Source organism: Kitasatospora sp. NPDC003701 (genome assembly GCF_053587085.1).
The window spans coordinates 1-23,506 of the sequence record NZ_JBSFNM010000095.1 but is presented as its reverse complement, the minus strand read 5'-3'; the positions used below and the strand labels follow the sequence as shown (position 1 = coordinate 23,506).

19 protein-coding genes are annotated in these 23,506 nt (G+C 74.7%); 16 read left to right on the top strand and 3 right to left on the bottom strand.

The genetic code is table 11. The features are described from left to right. The 10 genes from ACWDRR_RS41860 to ACWDRR_RS41815 form a co-directional block, all read left to right on the top strand. A partial coding sequence (locus ACWDRR_RS41860; protein ID WP_449777569.1) for an SDR family NAD(P)-dependent oxidoreductase occupies positions 1–3,573 on the top strand: 3,573 nt, incomplete at its 5' end. 97 nt (positions 3,574–3,670) lie between these two features. Continuing rightward, positions 3,671–4,450 carry an arylamine N-acetyltransferase gene (locus ACWDRR_RS41855; protein ID WP_449777568.1) on the top strand — a complete coding sequence of 260 codons (780 nt, stop codon included), beginning with the start codon at positions 3,671–3,673 and terminating at the stop codon, positions 4,448–4,450. A 54-nt stretch (positions 4,451–4,504) separates the two neighbouring features. Next, positions 4,505–5,848: an NAD(P)/FAD-dependent oxidoreductase gene (locus tag ACWDRR_RS41850; RefSeq protein WP_449777567.1), complete on the top strand. Its 1,344-nt coding sequence runs from the start codon at positions 4,505–4,507 to the stop codon at positions 5,846–5,848. A 169-nt stretch (positions 5,849–6,017) separates the two neighbouring features. Next, positions 6,018–7,094: a 3-dehydroquinate synthase family protein gene (locus ACWDRR_RS41845; protein WP_449777566.1), complete on the top strand. Its 1,077-nt coding sequence runs from the start codon at positions 6,018–6,020 to the stop codon at positions 7,092–7,094. Beyond that, positions 7,091–8,542, top strand: coding sequence for a 3-deoxy-7-phosphoheptulonate synthase (locus tag ACWDRR_RS41840; RefSeq protein ID WP_449777565.1), 1,452 nt, complete (start codon positions 7,091–7,093; stop codon positions 8,540–8,542). The genes ACWDRR_RS41845 and ACWDRR_RS41840 overlap by 4 nt, the downstream gene beginning before the upstream one ends. Further along, the gene (locus ACWDRR_RS41835; RefSeq protein ID WP_449777564.1) at positions 8,539–9,366 is read left to right on the top strand and encodes a shikimate dehydrogenase family protein; all 828 of its coding nucleotides are present in this window, start codon (positions 8,539–8,541) and stop codon (positions 9,364–9,366) included. Before ACWDRR_RS41840 ends, ACWDRR_RS41835 begins: the two co-directional genes overlap by 4 nt. A 205-nt stretch (positions 9,367–9,571) precedes the next feature. Beyond that, on the top strand, positions 9,572–10,732 hold the full coding sequence (rifK, locus tag ACWDRR_RS41830) for a 3-amino-5-hydroxybenzoate synthase (protein WP_449777563.1): 1,161 nt from the start codon (positions 9,572–9,574) through the stop codon (positions 10,730–10,732). Beyond that, positions 10,729–11,832 (top strand): Gfo/Idh/MocA family protein, encoded by a 1,104-nt coding sequence (locus tag ACWDRR_RS41825; RefSeq protein WP_449777562.1) that lies wholly within the window; start codon positions 10,729–10,731, stop codon positions 11,830–11,832. The genes rifK and ACWDRR_RS41825 overlap by 4 nt, the downstream gene beginning before the upstream one ends. After that, positions 11,829–12,524 carry an HAD-IA family hydrolase gene (locus ACWDRR_RS41820; protein ID WP_449777561.1) on the top strand — a complete coding sequence of 232 codons (696 nt, stop codon included), beginning with the start codon at positions 11,829–11,831 and terminating at the stop codon, positions 12,522–12,524. The genes ACWDRR_RS41825 and ACWDRR_RS41820 overlap by 4 nt, the downstream gene beginning before the upstream one ends. 25 nt (positions 12,525–12,549) lie before the next feature. Next, positions 12,550–13,476, top strand: a complete 927-nt coding sequence (locus ACWDRR_RS41815) for an ROK family protein (protein ID WP_449777560.1) — start codon at positions 12,550–12,552, stop codon at positions 13,474–13,476. Between the two features lie 107 nt (positions 13,477–13,583). Here ACWDRR_RS41815 and mhpA read toward each other — a convergent pair whose 3' ends face one another. Further along, positions 13,584–15,257, bottom strand: coding sequence for a bifunctional 3-(3-hydroxy-phenyl)propionate/3-hydroxycinnamic acid hydroxylase MhpA (mhpA, locus tag ACWDRR_RS41810; protein WP_449777559.1), 1,674 nt, complete (start codon positions 15,255–15,257; stop codon positions 13,584–13,586). 358 nt (positions 15,258–15,615) lie between these two features. On the opposite strand from mhpA, the gene ACWDRR_RS41805 reads away from it, so the two are divergent. From ACWDRR_RS41805 to ACWDRR_RS41785, 5 genes are all read left to right on the top strand, one after another. Further along, positions 15,616–16,392, top strand: coding sequence for a thioesterase II family protein (locus ACWDRR_RS41805; RefSeq protein WP_449777558.1), 777 nt, complete (start codon positions 15,616–15,618; stop codon positions 16,390–16,392). 23 nt (positions 16,393–16,415) lie between these two features. Then, positions 16,416–17,831, top strand: a complete 1,416-nt coding sequence (locus tag ACWDRR_RS41800) for a cation:proton antiporter (protein WP_449777557.1) — start codon at positions 16,416–16,418, stop codon at positions 17,829–17,831. Further along, on the top strand, positions 17,828–18,271 hold the full coding sequence (locus ACWDRR_RS41795) for a type II 3-dehydroquinate dehydratase (RefSeq protein ID WP_449777556.1): 444 nt from the start codon (positions 17,828–17,830) through the stop codon (positions 18,269–18,271). The genes ACWDRR_RS41800 and ACWDRR_RS41795 overlap by 4 nt, the downstream gene beginning before the upstream one ends. Positions 18,272–18,383: 112 nt before the next feature. Then, a complete protein-coding gene (locus tag ACWDRR_RS41790) occupies positions 18,384–19,076 on the top strand; it encodes an alpha/beta fold hydrolase (RefSeq protein ID WP_449777555.1) in 693 nt (230 codons plus the stop codon). A 206-nt stretch (positions 19,077–19,282) separates the two neighbouring features. After that, complete coding sequence (locus ACWDRR_RS41785; RefSeq protein ID WP_449777554.1) at positions 19,283–19,768, top strand: SRPBCC domain-containing protein; 486 nt, start codon at positions 19,283–19,285, stop codon at positions 19,766–19,768. Positions 19,769–19,775: 7 nt separating this feature from the next. Here ACWDRR_RS41785 and ACWDRR_RS41780 read toward each other — a convergent pair whose 3' ends face one another. Beyond that, positions 19,776–20,237 (bottom strand): winged helix-turn-helix transcriptional regulator, encoded by a 462-nt coding sequence (locus ACWDRR_RS41780; RefSeq protein ID WP_449777553.1) that lies wholly within the window; start codon positions 20,235–20,237, stop codon positions 19,776–19,778. A gap of 127 nt (positions 20,238–20,364) precedes the next feature. Here ACWDRR_RS41780 and ACWDRR_RS41775 point away from each other — a divergent pair, with 127 nt between their 5' ends. Continuing rightward, positions 20,365–21,567: an MFS transporter gene (locus tag ACWDRR_RS41775; RefSeq protein ID WP_449777552.1), complete on the top strand. Its 1,203-nt coding sequence runs from the start codon at positions 20,365–20,367 to the stop codon at positions 21,565–21,567. 178 nt (positions 21,568–21,745) lie between these two features. On the opposite strand, the gene ACWDRR_RS41770 is transcribed toward ACWDRR_RS41775, so the two are convergent. Further along, positions 21,746–23,239 (bottom strand): MFS transporter, encoded by a 1,494-nt coding sequence (locus tag ACWDRR_RS41770; RefSeq protein WP_449777551.1) that lies wholly within the window; start codon positions 23,237–23,239, stop codon positions 21,746–21,748. Positions 23,240–23,506 lie beyond the last annotated feature (267 nt).

The window sequence follows — 23,506 nt, the reverse complement described above, 5'->3', positions numbered from 1 at the left end:
CCGGTGTTCGCCGAGCGCATCGCGGAGTGCGCGCGGGCCCTGGGCCCGTGGGTGGACTGGTCGCTGGAGGAGGTGCTGCGCGGCGAGGCCCCGGCCGAGATCCTGGACCGGTCCGACGTGGTGCAGCCGGCGAGCTTCGCGATGATGGTGGGTCTGGCGGCCGTCTGGGAGTCGGTGGGCGTGGTGCCGGACGCGGTGCTGGGCCACTCGCAGGGCGAGATCGCGGCGGCCTGCGTGGCCGGGGCGCTCTCCCTGGAGGACGCCGCCCGGATCGTGGCGGTGCGCAGCCAGGTGATCGCCGGACAGCTGGCCGGGCGCGGCGGGATGGCCTCGGTGGCGCTCTCCGAGGCGGAGGCGGCGGCCCGGCTGGAACGCTGGTCGGGCCGGCTGGAGGTCGCGGTGGTCAACGGCCCCCGGTCGGTCGTGGTCGCCGGTGATCTCGACGTGCTGGACGAGGCCGTCGAGGCGCTCGCCGCCGAGGGGGTGTGGGTGCGCCGGGTCGCGGTGGACTTCGCCTCCCACACCCGGCACGCCGAGGCCCTGGAGGAGACGCTGGCGGAGGCCTTCGCCGACATCCGCGGCCGGGCGCCGCGGATCCCGGTCTTCTCGACGGTGACCGGCGAGTGGATCCGCGAGGCGGGCGTCATCGACGGCGGCTACGTGTACCGGAACCTGCGGAGCCAGGTGCGGTTCGGGCCGGCGATCGCCGCGCTGCTCGGCGAGGGCCACACGGTCTTCGTCGAGGCCAGCGCCCACCCGGTGCTGGTCCAGCCGATCAGCGAGGCCGTGGACGCGGCCGGGGCCGAGGCCCTGGTGGCCGGTTCGCTGCGCCGGGACGAGGGCGGCCCGCAGCGCGTGCTGACCTCGATGGCCGAACTCTTCGTCCGGGGCGTGGCCGTGGACTGGACCGCCCTGCTGCCGGCCGGCGCCGGCGAGGTGGAGCTGCCGACCTACGCCTTCGACCACCAGCACTACTGGCTCGCGATGACCGCGGCGGCCACCGACGCGACCTCCCTGGGCCTGGCGGGCGTCGACCACCCGCTGCTGGGCGCGGTGGTCGAGGTGCCGGAGACGGGCGGGGTGCTGTGCACCTCGCGGCTGTCGCTGCGCACCCACCCCTGGCTGGCCGACCACGCCGTCGGCGAGGTGGTCCTGCTGCCCGGTACCGGTCTGGTGGAGCTGGCCGTGCGGGCCGGTGACGAGGTCGGCTGCGGCACGCTGGACGAGCTGGTGATCGAGGCCCCGCTGATCCTGCCCGCACAGGGCGGTGTCCGGGTGCAGGTCACCGTCGGCGGCCCCGACGAGAGCGGTGCCCGCACGGTGGCCGTCTACTCGACCCGCGAGGAGGCCGTCGGGGAGCCGTGGACCCGCCACGCCACCGGGGTCCTCACCGTCACGGCGAGGGCCGCCGGCTCCCGGTTCGACTTCACCGCCTGGCCGCCGCCCGGCGCGGAGCGGGTGGAGATCGGCGCCGAGGAGTTCTACGCCGGTCTGCTGGAGCACGACTACGTCTACGGACCGGTGTTCCGCGGGCTGCGGGCGGCCTGGCGGCGCGGCGACGAGGTCTTCGCCGAGATCGCCCTGCCGGAGGACCACCGGGGCAGCGCCGCCGGGTACGGCATCCACCCGGCACTGCTGGACGCCGCGTTGCACGCGAAGGCGTTCCTGAGCACGGGCGACGACCGCACGATGCTGCCGTTCGCCTGGAACGGGCTGGTGCTGCACGCGGCGGGCGCCTCGTCGCTGCGGGTGCGGGTCACTCAGCCGACGCCGGACGCCCTCTCGCTGGAGGCGGTCGACGAGGCCGGCGGCGCCGTGCTGACGGCGGACTCGCTGGTGTTCCGCCCGGTGTCCGCCGAGCAGTTGGGTGCGGCGGCGGGCCGCACGGGCGGCGACTCGCTGTTCGGGGTGGACTGGACGGAGGTGCCGCGGGCCGAGGGCGCCGGGTCGCCGTCCTGGGTGCGGCTGTCCACCGCCGAGGAGGTGGCCACGCTCGCCGAGGACGCGCTGTCCGGGGTGGACGTCCCGCAGACGGCGGTCCTGGAGGCGGTCACCGGCGGTGACGCGGACAGCCCGCTGGAGGTGACGGACCGGGTGCTGGAGGTCGTCCAGACCTGGCTGGCCGGTGCCGGGTTGGAGGAGACCCGGCTGGTGGTGGCGACCCGGGGTGCGGTGCCCGCCGGCGGGGACGCGACGGTCACCGATCCGGCCGGCGCCGCGGTCTGGGGCCTGGTCCGCGCGGCGCAGGCGGAGAACCCGGACCGGATCGTGCTGCTGGACACCGACGCCTCCGACCCGGTGGAGGTCGAGTCGTTGCTGGGCGCGGTGCTGGCGGTCGGCGAGCCGCAGGTCGCGGTGCGCGGTTCGGCGCTGCTCGTGCCGCGGCTGGCCCGGGCGGCGGTCGTCCGGGGTGCGGAGCCGGTGCTGGACGCGGCGGGGACGGCGCTGATCACCGGTGGTACGGGGTCGCTGGGCGCGGTGCTGGCGCGGCACCTGGTCGCCGAGCACGGCATCCGTCATCTGGTGCTGACCAGCCGGCGCGGCCTGGCGGCCGAGGGCGCCCGGGAGTTGGTGGCCGAGCTGTACGAGCTGGGCGCGGAGTCGGTGACGGTGCCGGCCTGCGACGTGACCGACCGGGAGGCGGTGGCGGAGCTGCTGGCCGCCGTCCAGCGCGACGGGCGCCGGCTGACCGCCGTGCTGCACGCCGCCGGTCTGTTCGACGCGGGGGTGATCGGCGAGGTCGACCGGGAGCGGCTGGAGCGGGTGTTCGCGGCCAAGGTGACCGCGACGCAGCACCTGGACGAGCTGACCCGCAAGCTGGCACCGGAGTTGGACGCGTTCGTGGTCTACTCCTCGGTCTCGGCGGTGTTCCTGGGCGCGGGCACGGGCGCCTACGCGGCGGCGAACGCCTACATGGACGGGCTGATGGCCCGGCGCCGGGCGGCCGGTCTGCCGGCGCTGTCGCTGGCCTGGGGCCTGTGGGAGCAGGACTCCGGCATGGCGGCCGACACCGACGACCTCACCCGCAGCCGGCTGAACCGGCGTGGCGGTCTGCTGGGGATGACGCCGGCCGAGGGCATGGAGCTGTTCGACACCGCGCTGCGCGGCGACCGGGCGCTGCTGGTGCCGGCCAAGCTGGACCTGCGGGCCCTGCGCGCCGACGCCGCGGCCGGGCGCGAGGCACCGCCGCTGCTGCGCGGGCTGGTGCGGGCGAGCCGGCAGCTGGCCCGGGCCGCGGTCTCCGGTGACGAGCGGCGCCGGCTCGCCGAGCGGCTGGCCGGGCTGCCCGCCGCGGAGCGGTCGGCCGTCCTGCTGGACGTGGTCCGCGCCCAGGTGGCCCTCGTGCTCGGGTACAGCGCCTCGCACCACATCGACGTGGAGCAGGGGCTCTTCGAGATCGGCTTCGACTCGCTGACCGCGCTCGAACTGCGCAACCGGCTGGGCGAGCTGATGGGACGGAAGCTCTCGGCCGGACTTGTTTTCGATCATCCGACGCCGGGGATGATTGTCGCGCACATGCAAGAGAGCATGTTCGGCGAGGACGCGGGGGGCGTCGCGGCCATCTCGCTCTGAGCCGCCACGGCCGACGGGCGGCCCGGTGACCGGCCGCCCCACCACCAGCCCTGATCCGGCCCTGATCCGGCCCGGGAACACGAGAGGAGTTGACGACATGTTCGACGCGGACGCCTACCTCCGGCGCATCGGTTGCGCCGGGCGGACGGGCGTGGACATCGAGACGCTGCGGACGCTCCACAAGCGGCACCTGATGGCGATCCCGTACAACATCGCCGCCCAGGACTTCACCGACGGCGTGAACCTCGTCGACCTCGACGAGGACGCCGTGTTCGAGACGGCCGTCGTCGAGGGGCGGGGCGGCACCTGCTTTCAGCTGAACCGGCTGTTCCTCCGGCTGCTGGGCGAGCTCGGCTACGAGGCCTCCCTGCTGGCGGCCAGTACCGCCGAGGGCCGGGAGAACTTCGGCACCGAGGTGGAGCACATGTTCGTCCGGGTGGCGCTGGACGGCGCCGAGTGGCTGGTCGACGTGGGCTACCCGGGCCCGTCCTACCTCGAACCGCTGCTCGTCACCGACGCGGTGCAGAGCCAGTTCGGCTGCCAGTACCGGCTGGTGGACAGGGGCGACGGCGACATCGCGCTGCAGCGGCGCGGCCGGGTGACCCGCTGGGGCGTCGTCTACACCTTCAAGCTGCTGCCCCGACGGTGGAGCGACTGGAAGGAACTGGAGGACCGCGCCCGGGAGAATCCGGCCCCGCCCCCCGAGGGGGACATGCAGGGCGTTCTCTACGGCCGGGCGTTCGAGGACGGTCAGGTCGTCCTGAAGGGCCGGCGGCACCTGACCGTCCGGGACGGACGGGAGCGGGTACGCACCGTCGTCGACGACGGCGAGCACCGCGTGCTCGTCGGCACGATCGTGTCCGGGGAACTCCCCTGACCCGCGAGAACACCACGCGCAGGCGATGTACGACGAATTCACGAAAGGAATCCAATGGCGAAGAACTCGGCCGATGTGGTTGTCATCGGCGGCGGCCCGGCCGGCGCGGTCAGCGCCTTTGTCCTGGCCAAGCAGGGCCATTCCGTGGTGCTCCTGGAGCGCGACGAGTTTCCGCGCTTCCACATAGGCGAGTCCCTGCTGCCCTACATGATGGGCCTTTTCGACCGGATCGGTCTGCGTGAGGCGCTGGAGTCCAGGGGATACGTCCCGAAGTTCGGTGGCGAATTCATCGACCCGACGGAGACGAAGTTCTTCTCCGGCGTCTTCCGCGCGGACTTCAGCAAGCAGGGCGAGGGGCGCTTCGACCGCGCCTTCCAGGTCGAGCGCGCCCGGTTCGACGCGATGCTCGTCGAGGAGGCGGCCGCGGCGGGTGCCGAGGTCCACCTCGGCGCCGGCGTCAAGGACCTGCTGATGGAGGGCGACCGGATGGTCGGCGTCAGCTACGAGAAGGACGGCGAGGAGCACGAGGTCCGGGCCTCGTACGTGATCGACGCCAGCGGCCGGGCCGGGCGCATCGCCAACAAGTTCGGGCTCCGCAAGACCCTGGAGAAGCTCCGGATGGTCGGGGTGTTCCGGCACTACGAGGGCCTCGACGAGAAGCACAACCTCGGAGCCGAGGGCGACATCCAGGTCGGCGCGCACAACGACGGCTGGGTGTGGGCGATCCCGATCTCCAAGGACGTCATCAGCGTGGGCACCGTGATGCCCCGCGACGTGTTCCGCGCGAGCACCCCGGAGGCCGCGTTCGACGAGCACCTGAACCGGGTGCCGCGGATCACCGCCCGCCTGACCGGCACCCGCCCCAGCATGGACCTCAAGATCGAGACCGACTACTGCTACCACGCGGACACCGTCACCGGCCCCGGCTGGGTCATGGTCGGCGACGCGGGCTGCTTCGGCGACCCGATGTTCTCCGGCGGGGTGCTCGTCGCGACGGCCACCGCCACCCGCGCCGCCGAGACCATCGACGCCGCGCTGAAGGCCCCGGCCGACGCCGACCGGCTGGTCGACGAGTACTCGAACTACTTCAAGACCGGCTACGACACCTACATCCGGCTCATCCACGCCTTCTACGACGGCGAGCTGGTCTCGGTGGCCGCCGACGCCGGGCGGACCACCTCGCGCGACGCGCTGGAGCGCTACCTGATCCGGCTGATCGGCGGCGACTTCTGGAGCGAGCACAACGCGGTCGCGCAGGAGATGCGCCGGCGCCCGGAGTGGGACACCTTCGCGCCGTTCCAGCGGGTCTTCGGCTGCCCGTCGTACCCGCAGCTCGACGAGCACGACCGCAAGGAGCGGGCCGAGGCCCGCATCCTGCGGGTGACCACCGGCCAGTAACGGCCGCAGCGCCCCCGCACACCCGGGGCCCCGGCGGCCCACCGCCGCCGGGGCCCCGGGCGAGGCGCCGGGGGCGCGCACCACCCCACCGCGGGCCCACCGCAGCGGGCACGGCGGGCGCAGCACCGAAAAGTCGGCGTTCCACGGCTACAGGACAGGTTGAAGCGGCGTGAGAGAACAAGTTCCGGTGCGCATCGGCGACCGTTCGTACGACGTGCTCATCGGCCCGGGAGTGCGCTCCTCGCTGGCCGAGGTGATCCGGGGCCTCGGCGCCCGGCGAGTGGCGGTGGTGTCGGCACGGCCCGCGGCGTGGGTGCCCGACACCGGCGTCGAGACCCTGCTGCTGCCCGCCCGGGACGGCGAGCCCGACAAGAACCTGGCCACCGTCGAGGCGCTCTGCGCGGAGTTCGTGCGCTTCGGCCTCACCCGTTCCGACGCCGTGGTCTCCTGCGGCGGCGGGACGACCACCGACGTCGTCGGCCTGGCGGCGGCGCTCTACCACCGCGGGGTGCCCGTGGTGCACCTGCCGACCACGCTGCTGGCCCAGGTGGACGCCAGCGTCGGCGGCAAGACGGCGGTCAACCTGCCGTCCGGCAAGAACCTGGTGGGCGCCTACTGGCAGCCCGCCGCCGTGCTCTGCGACACCGACTACCTGTCGACGCTGCCGCACCGCGAGATGCTCAACGGCCTCGGCGAGATCGCCCGCTGCCACTTCATCGGCGCCGGCGACCTGCGCCCCCTCGCACTGGCCGACCGGATCGCCGCCAGCGTCACCCTCAAGGCCGGCATCGTCTCGGCCGACGAGCGCGACACCGGCCTGCGGCACCTGCTCAACTACGGCCACACCCTGGGCCACGCCCTGGAGGTGGCCACCGACTTCGCGCTGCGCCACGGCGAGGCGGTCGCCGTCGGCACGGTCTTCGCGGGCCTGCTCGCGGGCGTGCTGGACCGGATCGACCCGGCCCGGGTGGCCGAGCACCGGGAGGTCGTCGCCTCCTACGGCCTGCCCGACGCACTGCCCGAGGGCGTCGACCCCGCCGAACTGGTCCGCCTGATGCGGCGCGACAAGAAGGCCCTCAGCGGGCTCGCCTTCGTCCTGGACGGCCCCGCGGGGGCGGAACTGGTCCACGACGTGCCCGAGCGGGCCGTCGTGCGGGCGCTGGCACTGATGCCCCGGCAACCGCTCGCCCGGCTGGTCGGGCACGGCGCCGACGGGCCCGCCGGGACGGGGGCGGCGGTGGCATGAGGTACTCACCACGGCGGCCGCCCGACGGCCGGGCAGCGGAGCCGACCGGGCAGCCGGGGGAGCGGCCGCTCGCCGACCGCCTCGCCGCCGCGCTGGCCAGACCCGCGGCGCAGCAGCCCTGCTGGCCGGACCGGGACCGGGCCCGGGAGGTGGTCGCCCGACTGCGCACCGCGGCCCCGATCGTGACGCCCGCCGAGACGGCGCGGCTGTCCGAACGGCTCGCGGCCGTCGCCCTGGGCGAGGCCTTCCTGCTCCAGGGCGGGGACTGCGCGGAGACCTTCGCCGACAACACCGAGGCGCACCTGCGCGCCAACCTGGGCCTGCTGAAGCGGATGGCCCTGGTGTTCACCCACGCCACCGGCCTGCCGGTGGTGCCGGTCGCCCGGGCCGCCGGCCAGTACGCCAAACCGCGCTCCCAGCAGGTCGACGCGCAGGGCCTGCCGGTCTACCGCGGCGACATCGTCAACGGCGTCGAGCCCACCCTCGCGGCCCGCACCCCGGACCCGGAGCGGATGCTGCTGGCCCACGCCGACGCCGCCCGGACGATGGCCACCGCGCGCCGGCTCTGCCGGGAGGACCTCGGCGACCCGCACGCCCTGCACGCCGAGAACCTCCGCTTCGTCCGCAGCTCGCCCGCCGGCGCCCGCCACGCGCCGGTCGTCGAGGAGATCGGCCGCGGCCTGCGCCTCCTGGACGGGCTCGGGGCCTGCGGGCGGACGGCCCGCCAGGGCGAGATCTACGTCAGCCACGAGGCCCTGCTGCTGGACTACGAGAGCGCCCTGCTCCGGGAGACGGACGGCGGGCCGGAGCCGCTGTTCTCCAGCGGGCTGGCGCACTTCCTCTGGATCGGGGAGCGCACCCGCGGGCCGGAGGACGCGCACATCGCCTTCGCGGAGCTGCTGGCCAACCCGATCGGGGTGAAGATCGGCCCGGGCACCACCCCCGAGCAGGCGGTCGAGTACGTGCGCCGGCTCGACCCGCACGGCACCCCCGGGCGGCTGACGCTGATCAGCCGGATGGGACACGCCCGGGTGCGCGACGTGCTCCCGCCGATCGTCGAGAAGGTCACCGCCTCCGGCCACCAGGTGGTCTGGCAGTGCGACCCGATGCACGGCAACTCCCGCACCGCGGACAACGGGTACAAGACCCGCCACTTCGACCACGTCGTGGAGGAGATCGCCGGCTTCCTCGACGTCCACCGGCGGCTCGGCACCCACCCCGGCGGCCTCCACCTGGAGGCGACCGGCGAGGACGTCACCGAGTGCCTCGGCGGTGCCCGGGGGATCGCCGAGCACGACCTGCCCGGCCGCTACCGGACGGCCTGCGACCCCCGCCTGAACGCCGAGCAGTCGATGGAACTCGCCCTCACCGTCGGCGAGCTGCTGGCCGGGCTGTTCGCCGAGCGGCTCGCGCCGGGCACCGCACCCCGCCCCGGGAGGCCAGGATGACCGACACTCCGCCGACCACCGCGCCGCAGGGCACGCCCATCAGCGGTGCCACCCGCCTGTACGCCGTCCTGGGCGACCCGGTCGCCCAGGTCCAGTCGCCCGGGCTGCTGAACCCGCTGTTCGCGCGGCTGGGCATCGACGCGGTGCTCGTCCCGGTGCACGCCCGGCCGGGCGACCTGGCGACGGTGGTCCGCGGCCTGCAGCACGTCGGCAACCTCGACGGCCTGTTCGTCACCGTGCCGCACAAGGCCGCCGCCGCCGGGCTCGCCGACCGGCGCAGCCGCACCGTGGAGATCACCGGCACCGCCAACGTGCTGCGGCGCGAACCGGACGGCGGCTGGCTCGCGGAGAACTTCGACGGCTCCGGCTTCGTGGCGGGCCTGGCGCGGGCCGGCCACGACGTGCGCGGCCGGAGGATCGCGCTGGCCGGCGCCGGCGGCGCGGGCAGCGCCATCGCGGCCGCCGTGCTCGCGGCCGGCGCGGAGCGGCTCGCCGTCACCGACCCGGACGGGCCCCGGCTGGCCGCGCTCGTCGCACGGCTGGCCGAGCACTGGCCCGGCCGGGTCCGCGCCTCGGCCGAACCGCCCCTGCACGACAGCGACATCGCGGTGAACGCCAGCCCGCTGGGCCTGCGCCCCGGCGACCCGCTGCCGTTCCGGCCGGACGCCCTCGCCCCCGGCGGCGTGGTGGCGGACATCATCATGAAACCGAGGGAGACGCCGCTGCTGCGGCAGGCGGCCGCCCTGGGGTTCGACGTGCACCACGGAATCCACATGCTGAACGGTCAAGTGGACGAGTACCGCGCATTCTTCGGGCTGCGCTGAGCGTTGATCAGCAGGTCGGGGCCGACGACTACCAGAACGAGGGATGCGGGCCGCCGAGCGCGGCGCCTACTGTGAGGCCGCAATACCTTGCGTGAAATCCCAGGGGCCATTGTTCCGCTGTTCCGTCGGCCACGCGCCCCGCCCGCTCAATCCCGCCCGGCAGTCCAAAAGCGGAGACCAGTTCGTAGCGGAGATTTGGAGAGACATGAACGCGCGACCGGCACCGGAATTCCCCTCCTGGCCGCAGTACGACGACGACGAGCGAAGCGGCCTGATACGCGCGCTGGAGCAGGGCCAGTGGTGGCGCATGGGCGGGGACGAGGTGAACTCCTTCGAGCGCGAGTTCGCCGGGTACCACGGCGCGCCGCACGCCCTGGCGGTCACCAACGGCACCCACGCGCTGGAGCTGGCGCTGCAGTGTCTGGGCGCCGGCCCGGGCACCGAGGTCATCGTGCCGGCCTTCACCTTCATCTCCTCCTCCCAGGCCGCCCAGCGGCTCGGCGCGGTCGCCGTCCCCGTCGACGTCGACCCCGGGACGTACAACATCGACGTGGCGGCCGTGGCCGCCGCCGTCACCCCGCGCACCCGGGTGATCATGCCCGTGCACATGGCCGGGCTGATCGCCGACATGGACGCCCTGGGCAAGCTCTCCGAGTCCACCGGCGTCCCGCTGCTCCAGGACGCCGCGCACGCGCACGGCGCGCGCTGGCAGGGCAAGCGGGTCGGCGAGCTCGGCTCGGTGGCCGCCTTCAGCTTCCAGAACGGCAAGCTGATGACCGCCGGTGAGGGCGGCGCCCTGCTGTTCCCCGAGTCGGAGCTGTACGAGGCCGCGTTCCTGCGCCACAGCTGCGGCCGGCCGCGCACTGACCGCCGGTACTTCCACCAGATCGCCGGCACCAACATGCGGCTCAACGAGTTCTCGGCGTCCGTGCTCCGCGCCCAGCTGCGCCGCCTGGACGCCCAGACGGAGCTGCGCGAGCAGCGCTGGACCCTGCTGTCCGGCCTGCTCGGCGCGATCGACGGCGTCGTCCCCCAGGGCAGCGACCCGCGGGCCGACCGCAACTCGCACTACATGGCGATGTTCCGCATCCCCGGCATCTCCGAGGAGGGCCGCAACGAGCTGGTGGACCGCCTGGTCGAGGCCGGCCTGCCGGCCTTCGCCGCGTTCCGCGCGATCTACCGCACCGACGCGTTCTGGGAGACCGCCGCCCCCGACGAGACCCCGGAGGCGGTCGCCGAGCGCTGCCCCAACACCGAGGCCATCAGCCGGGACTGCATCTGGCTGCACCACCGCGTCCTGCTCGCCTCCGAGGAGGCCCTGCACGCCACGGCCGCGATCATCGCCGACGCAGTGGCAGCCCTGTGAGGCTTCGCGCCGCCGTCGTCGGGCTCGGCTGGGCCGGCCGGGAGCTCTGGCTCCCGCGGCTCGGGGCGCACGAGGACTTCGACGTGGTCGCCGTCGTCGACCCCGACCCGGCACTGCGGGCGGCGGTCGGCGGGGCGACGGGCATCGCCGCCCACGCGGCGGTGGACGCCCTGGACACCCGCGACGTCGACGTCGCCGTCGTCGCGGTGCCCAACCACCTGCACGCCGAGGTGGCCGCGGCCCTGCTCCGGCGCGGCCTCGCCGTCTTCCTGGAGAAGCCGGTCTGCCTGACCACCGCCGAGGCCGACACCCTGGCCGAGGCCGAGCGCGGCGGCGGCCTGCTGCTGGCCGGCAGCGCCGCCCGCCACCGCGCCGACGTCCGGGAACTGGCCGCGCTCGTCCCCGCGTTGGGGCGGGTGCGGCACGTCGACCTGGCCTGGGTGCGGGCGCGCGGCGTGCCGAAGGCCGGCGGCTGGTTCACCCAGCGCAGCAAGGCCGGCGGCGGCGTGCTGGTCGACCTCGGCTGGCACCTGCTGGACGCCCTGGCCTCGCTGGTCGGCCCGGCCGACTTCGCCCAGGTGGTCGGCGCGACCTCCGACGACTTCGTCAACGTCGGTGCGTGGTCCGCCGCCTGGCGCCAGGACCGGCCCGCCGACGCGCTCGCCGGCGACGTGGAGGACACCGCCCGCGGCTTCCTGGTCCGCGAGGACGGCATCTCCGTCTCGCTGCGGGCCAGTTGGGCCTCGCACGAGGCCCTGGACGTCTCACGGATCCTGGTCGAGGGCAGTGCCGGCAGCGCGGAGCTGCGCTGCACCTTCGGCTTCAGCCCCAACCGGCAGCCCGAGCCGGTGCTGACCCTGACGCAGGAGGGCACCACCCGGCGGATCCCCGTGCCCGCCGAGCCGATCGGGGCCGAGTACCGGCGCCAACTGGACGGCCTCGGCGCGCTCCTGGCCGACCCCGCCAACCGCGGCCGGGCCATCGCCCAGGCGCGTGGCACCGTCCAGCTCATCGAGAGTTTCTACGAGTCGGCCCGCGTTGCCGGCCGGGCGCGATCCGCCCGGTCCGCAGCCACCCACGAGGAGGTGAGGACCTCATGACCGCCACATCGGCACCCGGGTCCGCCACGACCACGGACAGAGCAGCACACCCCCGGCGGGCGGTCGTCTTCGACCTGGACGGGGTCATCGTCGACAGCTTCGCGGTGATGGGCCAGGCCTTCGCCATCGCCTACGCCGAGGTCGTCGGCGGCGGCCCGGCGCCGTTCGAGGAGTACCAGCGCCACCAGGGCCGCTACTTCCCCGACATCATGCGGATCATGGGCCTGCCGCTGGAGATGGAGGCGCCCTTCGTCCGCGAGAGCTACCGGCTCGCGCACCAGGTGAAGGTCTTCGACGGCGTCGTCGAGCTGCTCCAGGAGCTCCGCGCCCGGGGGCTGCGGATGGCGATCGCCACCGGCAAGGCCGGCGACCGGGCCCGCTCGCTGCTCGACGGCCTGGGCCTGCTCCCGTACTTCGACCACGTGATCGGCTCCGACGAGGTGGCCCGGCCCAAGCCCGCCCCCGACATCGTGCTGCGCGCGCTGGAACTGCTGGACGTGCCCGCCGAGCAGGCGATCATGATCGGTGACGCGCCGACCGACCTGGCCAGCGCCCGCGGCGCCGGCGTCGCCTCGGCCGCCGCCCTCTGGGCCGGCCCGGACGAGGCGGAGCTGCTCGCGGCCGGCCCCGACGTGGTGCTGCGCCGCCCGGACGAGCTCCTCGCCCTCTGCCCGGCCCTCACCGGGCGCTGACCGACCGCACCGGAGGCGGCACACGATGGGGACCGGCCACACCGGCCCGGAGCGCGGCCCGGACGCGCCCCGCTACCTCGGCATCGACGTCGGCGGGACCAAGGTCGCGCTCCGGACGGAGTCGGCGACGGGCCCGGCGGAGGAGACCGCCTTCGCCTGGGGCCCGCGCCGCGGCGCCGACCACGACCTGGCCCGACTCGCCGAGTGCGTGGGCACGCTGACGGCCCGGACGGGCGAGCCGTTCCGGGCCGTCGGCGTCGCGATGCCCGCCACCGTCGGCCCGGACGAGCGGGTCACCGCCTGGCCCAGCCGGCCGGAGTGGACCGGCCTGCCGCTGGGCCCGGCCCTGCGCGCGCTCTTCCCCGGGGCGGCCGTGGCCTGGGCGGACGACGGCGACCTGGCGGCCCTCGCCGAGGCGGCGGCGGCGGACTGCGCGGACCTGCTCTACCTGGGCGTCGGCACCGGCATCGGCGGCGGCCTCGTGCTCGGTGGCCGGCTCTGCCCGGGCCCGGACCGCGGCTCCTTCGAACTCGGCCACCTGGTCGTCGAACTGGACGGTCCCCCCTGTGTCTGCGGCCGCCGGGGGTGCCTCCAGGCGACCGCCTCCGGACCGGCCACCCTCGCGCGCGCGGCGGACCTGCGCGGCTCGCCCGTCGACTTCGACGACCTGCGGGCGGGGCTGCGCGACCGGCAGCCGTGGGCGGTCACGGCGCTCGACCGGACCGGCCACGCCCTGGCCGCCGCCGCCGTCGGGGTCGCGGAGCTGCTCCACCCCCGGCTCGCCGTGCTCGGCGGCGGCTTCGCGGCCGGCATCCCCGAACTCCTCGACCGGGTGGCCGACCACCTCGCCGCGCTCGCCCGGACCGGCGGGCCCCGGCTGCCGGTCGCCCCGGCCCGGCTGGGCGGCCTCTCCTCGCTGCGCGGCGCCGTCCTGCTCGCCCGCCGCCAGTAGGGCGGGTCCGGCGGCGTCGGCGGCGTCAGCGGCTTCGGTGACTTCGGCGGCAGTGCAGGACGGCCCGGCCAGGCCGGACCGAGTGGTCCGGCCTGGCCGTCGCCGCGTCAGCTCCCGTGGCCCGCCGCACCCGCCGGCACGGCGGCCGCCAGCCGCGCCCGCAGCTCGTCCACCAGCGCGGCCGCGCCCTCCGGGCCCTCGGCCGCGCCGAACACGTGGTAGTCCGGGCGCACCAGCAGCGCACTCGCCCCGTACCGCGCCAGGTACGCCCCGTAGACGCCGTCCACGTCCACCACCCCGACCCCCCCGGTGTCGTCGGCCGCCCGCTCCGGACCAGCCGCGCCGCTCCCGTCCGGCCCCGGCCCGCCCGGCAGCAGCCGCACCACGTGCGCCCCCAGCCCGGCCAGGAAGGACAGCCGTTCCGCACCCGGCCCGGCGTCCGCCCCGGCCGCGAGCAGCAGCACGAAGCCGCGCCCGACGACCTCGTCGAACGGGCCGCTGCCGCCGGGGCCGGCCACCCGCCCCTGCGGCATGACCTCGCCGGCCGGACGGGCCGGCCCGTCCGCACCCCCGCGGTACAGCAGGCCCCCGGCGAGGGGCCTGGCCGGCTCGGGCCGGGTCGGCCCCCGGCCGCGCCGGTTGGCCAGCACCGTGGCGTCCCGCTCGGCGGCGGCCGCCCGGTCCGTCACACAGATCACCCGGCCCAGCTGGACCGAGGCCAGGATCGACTCCTGGACCTGCGCGCGGCGCTCCTCGGTGTAGGTGTCCAGCACCGACTCCCCGGCGAGGCCGCGCAGGACGAGGTCCAGTTTCCAGGACAGGTTGACCACGTCCCGGATGCCCGAGCACATGCCCTGTCCGGCGAACGGCGGCATCAGGTGGGCGGCGTCACCGGCCAGCAGCACGCGGCCCACCCGCCACCGGTCGGCCCACCGGGCCTGGAACATGTACGTGGTGCTGCGCAGCAGGGTGGCGGTGTCGGGAGTGACCCCGAACGGGGCCAGCAGCCGCCAGGCGGTCTCCTCGCGGTTCAGCTCGGCGGCCCGCTCGCCCGGCAGCCGCATGAACTCCCAGCGCCGGTGCCCGGGGCCGCTGCCGACCAGGGTGGTGGGCCTGGCCGGGTCGCAGATCTGCACGTTGGTCGGCACGAACGCCTGCGGTTCACGCAGTTCGACGTCGCACAGCAGCCACTCGTAGGAGAACCCGAGGTCGGTCACGGGGACGTCGAGGTGGTCCCGGACGAAGCTGTTGGCGCCGTCGCAGCCCACCACCCAGCGGGCCGAGACGGTCCGCGCCGCGCCGTCCTCGTCCTCGGCCGTCACCAGGACGTGGTCGCCCCGGTCGACGATGCCGACGACCTGCCGGCCGCGCAGCACCGTGATCCCGGGCAGCCCGGCCGCCCGGGCGGCGAGCAGCTCCTCCAGGGCGGGCTGGTGCATGGTGTTGGCATCCGGCCATCCGTAGCGGCCCCACGGCTCGAACTCGATGTCCAGCAGGATCTCGCCGCTCGCCGTCCGCCACTGGTAGCCGGAGGCCGGCTCGGTGATCCGCCCCAGGTCCGGGCCGATCCCGCAGGCGGCGAGCAGCCGGGCGGTCTCCCCGTCGAAGCTGGTCGCCCGGGGCAGCGTGTACGGGCGGCGGCGGCGTTCCAGCACCGTCGTCCGCCAGCCGCGCTGGGCCAGCAGGACGGACAGCGCGGCCCCGATCGGCCCGTTGCCGACGACGACCACGTCCGTGTCCGTCGGGCCGGTCGAGGGCTCGTGCGGTGACACCTTGGGCATAGGGGACCTCTCATCGCAGGGCGGCGGCGGACCGGTGCGGACCGGTGCACGGCGGATGGGCACGGCGGCGGGACCACGGCGGAGAAGCGCGGGAGGTGCTCTGCCCGGACGCGGCGGCTGTGCGCGGCAACGGGGCGACAGCCCCGGCAGGACCGTCCGAAGACTACTATCGCGGCCCGGCGAAAGCGTCAACGTCCGCCCCGGGCCACCAGATCGGGGGATACCACGAGGGGCCCGGAGCGGCCTAGTCTGCCCTCGTCCCGAACAATCCGAGGACCCGTGCGGAGTCCGCCACCATCGCCGATCGGCCTGTGCTGGGGAACGTGCCACGGACCGTCGTCCGAAGGGAACTCCCGGCATGGCTCAAGCGACGGCCCACTACGAGAAGTGGGTCAGTGTCTTCCACCCGGTGCCGAACAGCGCCGTGCGGCTCGTCTGCCTGCCCTACGCCGGCGGGTCGGCGAGCTTCTTCTTCCCGGTGTCGCGCGCGCTCGCGCCGAAGGGGATCGAGGTGCTGGCCGTCCAGTACCCGGGCCGCCAGACCCGGCACCTGGAGCCGGGCATCGACAACATCCCGGACTTCGCGGACGAGATCTTCGCGGCGCTGCGGCACCTGGACGACAAGCCGCTGGCCCTGTTCGGCCACAGCATGGGCGCGGTGCTCGCGTACGAGGTGGCGCTGCGCATGGGCCGGGCCGGACTGCCCGCGCCGGTGCGGCTGTTCGCCTCCGGCCGGCGCGCGCCGTCCCGCTACCGCGACGAGCGGGTGCACGCCGGGTCGGACGAGGAGGTGGTGGCCGAGCTCAAGGCGCTGAGCGGCACCAGCCAGGTGATGCTGGCCGACCCGGAGGTCCTGGCGATGATCCTGCCGGCGATCCGCAGCGACTACACCGCCGTCGAGCGCTACCGGCACGACCCCGGCCAGGGGCTGGACTGCCCGGTGACCGTCCTCACCGGCGACGCCGACCCCCGGGTGTCGATCGACGAGGCGCGCGCCTGGGAGGAGCACACCACCGGGGCGACCGAGCTGGAGGTCCTCCCCGGCGGGCACTTCTTCCTCGCCGACCGGAGCGCCCAGGTGATCGAGCTGGTGGCCCGGAGGCTGTCCGGGCAGGGCGTCGCAACCAACCGTTGAACCAACTCCCCGAATAGGCCGACATGCTCATCGCCGCACCCGTGCCGACGATCGGTCAGCACGCGCTCCTGGTCTTCCTCCTCCAAATAGCCGCCCTGCTGCTGCTCGCCCTCGTCCTCGGACGGCTGGCCCAGCGCTTCAACCTGCCCGCGGTCGCCGGCGAGCTGTGCGCGGGCGTGCTCCTCGGGCCCTCGATCCTGGAGCCGCTGCTGCCCGGCTTCTCCGGCTGGCTGCTGCCGCAGAAGGCCGACCAGATGCACCTGCTGGACGCGGCCGGGCAGCTCGGCGTGCTGCTGCTGGTCGGCGTCACCGGTGCGGAGCTGAAGTTCGGCCTGGTGCGCCGGCGCGGCCTCACCGCGGCCCGGGTCAGCATCGCCGGTCTGCTGCTGCCGCTGGGCCTCGGCATCGGCACCGGTTACCTGCTGCCGCGCTCGTTCCTGCCGAGCGACGCGAACCCGGCGGTGTTCGCGCTCTTCCTCGGCGTGGCGATGTGCGTCACCGCGATCCCGGTGATCGCCAAGACCCTGCTGGACATGAAGCTCCTGCACCGGGACATCGGCCAGCTGATCCTGGCCGCGGGCGTGGTGGACGACGTGGTCGGCTGGTTCCTGCTGTCCGTCGTCTCGGCGATGGCCACCGCCGGACTGACCGCGGGCGTCGTCACCACCGCGATCCTGTACCCGGTCGGCGTGGTGGTCTTCGCCTTCCTGATCGGCCGTCCGCTGGTCGGCATGGCGCTGCGGGCGGCCGCGCGGTCGGAGAGCCCGGCGCCCACCATCGTCACCGCCGTGGTGATGGTGCTGTTCAGCGCGGCGGCGACGCAGGCGATGCACCTGGAGGCGATCTTCGGCGCCTTCGTCTGCGGTGTCCTGATCGGTACCAGCGGCCAGCTGGACACGGAGAAGCTGGCGCCGCTGCGGACCACCGTGCTGGCCTTCCTGGCCCCGCTCTTCTTCGCCACCGCCGGCCTGCGGATGGACCTCACCGCGCTGGGCCGCCCGGTCGTCCTGGGGGCCGCGGTCGCGGTGCTCGCCGTGGCGGTCTTCGGCAAGTTCGCGGGGGCCTTCATCGGAGCGAGGCTGAGCCGGCTCAACCGCTGGGAGGCCCTGGCGCTCGGCGCCGGGATGAACTCCCGCGGCGTCGTCGAGGTGATCGTGGCGATGACCGGCCTGCGGCTCGGCGTCCTGAACACCGAGACGTACACCATCATCGTCCTCGTCGCGATCGTGACCTCGCTGATGGCGCCGCCCATCCTCCGGTTCGCGATGTCCCGTGTCGAGGAGATCGCCGAGGCCGAACTCGTCCTGGGCGACAAGCACACCGGCCCGGCGCCGGCCCCCGACCGTCAGACCCCCGGCCGTCAGACCCCCGACCCGTCGCAGACCCCCGGCCGGGCGCCCGGCGCGGTCCGCGTCACCGACCAGCGAGGTGACTCATGAGCACGATGCTTCTCCTGAACGGCCCCAACCTCGGCATCCTCGGCCGGCGCGAGCCGGAGATCTACGGCACCGACACGCTGGCCGACATCGAGAAGGCCGTCGCCGAGGAGGTGAGCGTCCGGGGCTGGGAGGTCCGCTCCATCCAGCACGACTCGGAGGGCGACCTCGTGCGCGCCATCCACGAGCACAGCCTCAGCAGCGTCGGCGCCGTCGTCAACCCCGGTGCCCTGATGATCGCCGGCTGGAGCCTGCGCGACGCGCTGGCCAGCTATCCGCAGCCCTTCGTCGAGGTGCACCTGAGCAATGTGTGGGCGCGCGAGCAGTTCCGGCACGAGTCGGTGATCGCCCCGCTGGCCGGCGGCGTGGTGGTCGGCCTCGGCGCCTTCGGCTACCGCCTGGCGGCCCAGGCCCTGATGCACCTGACCGCCGCCGACCGCTGACGGTCCGTCCGGCCCGCTCGGCCCGTCCGACCTCGCCCAGCTCGTTCGGCCTGCTCGTTTGTCCGACCCATCCGGCCCGTCCGGACCGTGCGTTGAGAGGAAGACCCGGCCCATGAGGCTCAAGCTCCACGAAGTCGGCGACGGCGACAAGGTCGCGCTGCTCGTCCACAGCATCATCTCGTCGGCGGACACCTGGAGCCGGGTGGCGCCCCGGCTGGCCGACCGCGGCTACCGGGTGATCATGCCCGACCTGCGCGGCCACGGCGACAGCCCGCACGCCGACGCGTACACGCCGGAGCTGCTCGCCGCCGACCTGGTGGAGTCGCTGCCGGCCGGCGCCGACCTGGTGATCGGCCACTCGTTCGGCGCCTCGGTGCTCTCGCTGGCGGTGGAGCGGCTGCGCCCGGCCAAGGTGGTCTACAGCGACCCCGCCTGGCGGTTCACCGAGAAGGCGGTGGCCGAGATCCGGGAGTTCGCGCAGTTCACCAAGGTGGCGACCGCCGACGCGATCCGCCCGATGTTCCCCCGCTGGGCGCCCGAGGACCTCGACGCCGAGCTCGCCGGGTACGCGCGGTGGGACGTCCGGGCCGTCGACTGGCTGGAGAGCACGCACGACTACGTCCCGGCCCGGCCGGTCGTGCCGTCGCTGGTCCAGGGCGCCGGCGACCACCACCTCGTCCCGGACGAGCTGGCCGCGAGCCTGCGCGCGAGCGGCTTCGAGGTGCGGTACGTGCCGGACACCGGCCACTGCATCCACCGGGACGACCTGGACGGCTTCCTGGCCTCCCTCGACGGCTGGCTCTGACCTCATGGGCAACCCTGCGGGACAAGAAAGTTGACGATCATTCAGGCCGGTCGGGCGGCGACACGACGAGGCGGCCGCCCGACCGGCCGAGTGGTGATCGGCCTGCGTGGTAGTGTCGCCGCGTGAGCTCTGGCCGCCTTGATCACGCAAGTGAGGGCACTTCCCCGACCGAAGCAAAACCGCAGGTCGTCCACGGTTCGTTCGCCTTGCAGGTCGGTTTCTCGGCGCCGCCGGAGCAGGTCTTCGCGGCGTTCGCCGAGCCCGGGCTGCGCACCCGCTGGTTCCGCCTCCCCGGCTCCTCGAAGAACGCCACCCACGCGCTGGACTTCCGGGTCGGCGGCAGCGAGGTGGCGACCAACCTGTTCGTCTCCGGGGACATCGAGGAGCAGCTCGAATACCGGTCCCGGTTCCACGACATCGTGCCCGACGAGCGCATCGTCTACGTCTACGAGGCCCATGTGGACGGCCTGCGCCGCTGGGTCTCCCTGGTGACGCTGGAACTCGCCGCCCAGGGCGCCGGCTCCCGGCTCGACTGGACGGAGCAGTACGCGTACCTGGTGCTGAGCGGGGACGGCACCCAGGACGCCGCCCACCTCCAGGGCGGCACCCGGCTGATGCTCAACGGCCTGTCCGCCGTGGTCGAGCCGGAGCGCTACCGGGGCCTGGCGAAGATCCGCCCCGAGGATCACTGACCGTTCGTCAGTTCGCCTCGGATTCATCCACCTTGCGGACCGCGGTGTCCGCCGGGCGCACCGGCCGGCCGTCGGCGGCCAGCACGGCCAGATCGCGCAGCGGCCGGTCGTCGCGCCGGTCCAGCAGCTCGGAGTGCGGCTCGCCCGGGTCGAAGAAGTGCCGCTCGCCCCACTGGCGGAGCGCCACGACCACCGGGAAGAGGTCCTCGCCCTTCGGGGTGAGCACGTACGCCTGGTAGGCGCTGCCGTCGGAGGCGGGTTCGACGGCCAGGATCCCGGCGTCGACCAGGGCGCGCAGGCGGGTGCTGAGGATGTTCTTGGCGACTCCGAGGCTGCGCTGGAACTCGCCGAACCGGCGGCTGCCGTCGAAGGCGTCGCGGACGATCAGCAGGGACCACCAGTCGCCGATCGCGTCCACCGAGCGTGCGACGGGGCACGGGCTGTCGTCGAACCTGGTCCGCTTCACCATCTCCGGCCTCCTGCTCGACCCTTGGGCCCCATCGGCCCCATCGGCCCCTTGGGCCCCATCGGCCCCTTGTGCCGGCCGCCGTCGCTGCCGGTTGCAACATGCTACCGCCAAGGGCTACCGTGCCGCCATGTCGGTAGCATCATGCAACCAGAGTCCGCCGCGGGTCCTGACCCGCCCCCTCACCCTGCTCTTCGCCCTCGCCTGCGGCGCCGCCGTGGCCAACGTGTACGCCGCCCAACCCCTGCTGGTCGACATCGCCGACGAACTCGCCATCGGCCGGGCCGCCGTCGGCGCGGTGGTGATGTGCACGCAGATCGGCTACGGGCTCGGCCTGATCCTGCTGGTCCCGCTCGGCGACCTGCTGGAGCGGCGCCGCCTGGTCACCGCGCAGGCCGTGCTGCTCGCGCTCGCCCTCGCGGCGGTCGCGACGGCGGGCAGTGCGGGTGCCCTGCTGGCCGGGCTCGCGGCGGTGGGGCTGCTCGCGGTGCTCACCCAGTCCCTGGTCGCGTTCGCCGCGGTGCTCGCCCCGGACGGCGAACGCGGGCGGGTGGTCGGCACGGTGACCGGCGGCGTCGTCCTCGGCATCCTGCTGGCCCGGACCGTCGCCGGTGCACTGGCCGACCTCGCCGGGTGGCGCGCCGTGTACGCGCTGTCCGCCGCGCTCACCCTGCTCCTTGCCGTGGCGCTGCGCCGCGCCCTGCCCCGTACCGACCCCCGGCCGGCGGCGGCCGGCTACCGGCAGGCCCTGGGCTCGCTCGCCCGACTGCCGTTGCGTGAACCCGTCTTCCGGCAGCGGGGGCTGATCACCCTGCTGGTGTTCGCGGCCTTCAGCACCCTGTGGAGCTGCGTCGCGCTCCCGCTCAGCGAGCCACCGCTCGCGCTCCCGCCCGCCGCCGTCGGCGCCTTCGGCCTGGCCGGCGCGGCGGGTACGCTCGCCGCGGCCCCGGCCGGCCGGCTGCACGACCGCGGGCTCGGCGGGTGGACGGTCGGGACCGGCCTCGCCCTGCTGGTGCTCTCCTGGCTGCCGCTCGCGTTCACCCGGCAGTCGCTCTGGGCCCTCGCCCTCGGGGCGGTCCTGCTCGACTTCGCCGTCCAGGCCGTCCACGTCTCCAATCAGAGCGTGGTGCTGACCCTGGACCCGGCCGCCGGCGGCCGCCTGATCGGCGGCTACATGGTGTTCTACTCGATCGGCAGCGCCCTCGGTGCGATCACCTCCACGGCGGTGTACGCGGCGGCCGGCTGGTCCGCCGTCTGCCTGCTCGGCGCGACGTTCGGCCTGCTCGCCCTCCTCGCCTGGTCGCGCACCCTTGGCCCGGCCCGGGCGCGGTAGTCCTGGGTGCGGTAGTCCTGGGTGCGGTAGTCCTGGGCGCGCGGTAGTCCTGGGCGCCGGTCGCCGCCCGGCGGTGCGGGCGGCGACCGGCGCGGTGCCGGCTGCGCGCACTCCCGGGAGCGGCGCGCCGTGCCGAGACGAGTCGACTATCCGTCTCGGCAGCGTCATTGACGTGTCGTCAGAAGCGCGAGGCGCCCGCGACCGGCAGGGTGACCACCTCCGCGTCCCCCGGGGCGGGGGAGGGCGCCGCGAGCTCGGCGGCGGCATTTCGCCGGTGGGCGAGGGCGAGCAGGAGGCCACCCGCCACCGCGCCCGCCAGGAGGACGAGCGCGCCCACCGAGGCGGCGCGGCCGACGGCGTCGGTGAAGGCCTGGGCCACGTCCTGCGGCCGGGGGCGGCCGAGGGTGGCGAGCCGCGCCTCGAAGTGGCTGGTCATCAGCGTGCCGAGGATGCTGGTGCCGAGCACCGCGCCGACCTGGCGGGCGGCGTTGACCGTGCCGGCCGCCGCGCCCTCCTTGCCGCGCGGCACGTGGCCGACCGCCAGCGCGGTCGAGGGCGCGTTGGCCAGGCCGCAGCCGAAGCCGGACAGCATCAGCGCCGGGACGTAGTCGCCGAAGCCGTCGGCCGGCCCGACGGTGGCGAACAGGGCGGCGCCCGCCGCCGCCAGCAGCAGTCCGGTGACGATCAGCCGGGCCGCTCCGAAGCGCGGCCCGAGCACTCCGGCGACCACCGAGGCGAGGATGAACATGCCGAACTCCGCGAGGAGTTGGACGCCCACCTGGAGCGCGGTCAGCCCGCGCACCTGCTGCAGCCAGAGCACCTGGAGGAGTGCGAGGCCGACGAAGCCGAACAGGACGGTGCCGGCCAGCAGCAGCGCGGCGCTGTACGAGGGGTCGCGCATCAGCCGCAGGTCGAGCAGCGGGTGGGCGCGGCGCAGCTCGACCGCGGCGAAGGCGGCGAGCAGGACGACCGCGGCGATCGCGGCGGCCAGCGGGGCGCCGCCCAGGTAGCTGTGGTGGCCGCCGTCGATCAGCCAGTAGATCAGCAGGGCGAGCCCGGCGGTGGCGAGGACCTGGCCGGGCCAGTCCAGCCGGACGCCCTCGGCCCGGGACTCGGGGACGCCGAACAGGGCGGCGGCGACGGCGAGCGCGGCGATCACCGGGCCGAGCCAGAACGCGGTGTGCCAGGTCGACCAGCGCAGCGCCAGTCCGGCCGTGATCGGCCCGAGGGCGAGGCCGAGGCCGGAGGCGGCGGCCCAGGCCGAGATCGCACCGGCCCGACGCCGTGGGTCGGGGAAGGCGGCGGTCACCAGGGCCAGCGAGCTGGGGGTGATCAGCGCGCCGCCGAGACCGGCGACCGCCTGCCCGGCCAGGACGCTGGCGAGGCTGTCGGCGAACACCAGGACGACCCCGCCGGCGGCCATCGCGAGCGCGCCCAGCAGGAAGATCCGCCGCCGCCCCCAGCGGTCGGCGAAGGCGCCGGCGCCGAGCACGACGGAGGCCACCACCAGGGTGTACATGCTCGGGACCCAGACCAGGTCGGCGGAGTCGAGACCGAGGTCCGCGCGGACGGCGCCGAGGGTGCCGATGGTCTGGGTGGTCTGCACGAAGACGGTGAACAGGCCGAGGCAGGCGGCCAGCAGGACGGTCCCGCTGCGGTCAGTGCGCGGCATCGGGCACCTCCCGGGTGCGGGTCGCAGCGGGGCGGGGTGCGGTCACGAGGGCTCCAGAGCGCTGACGGGCCAGTGGGTTTGATATCGCGACTCACCCTAGCGTTAGTGCATTTGATAATCCAACCCAGCTGTTCGGCGGGCATGGAAAGGCGGTGGGGCGCCTCGGTCGGGTACGGCTGACTCACGACCGGGATATTCAGCGCCTCGCGGCCGCCGCCAGTCCCGCGTTGCGGGCGCGCTGGACCACCGGTGCGATGGCCCCGGCGA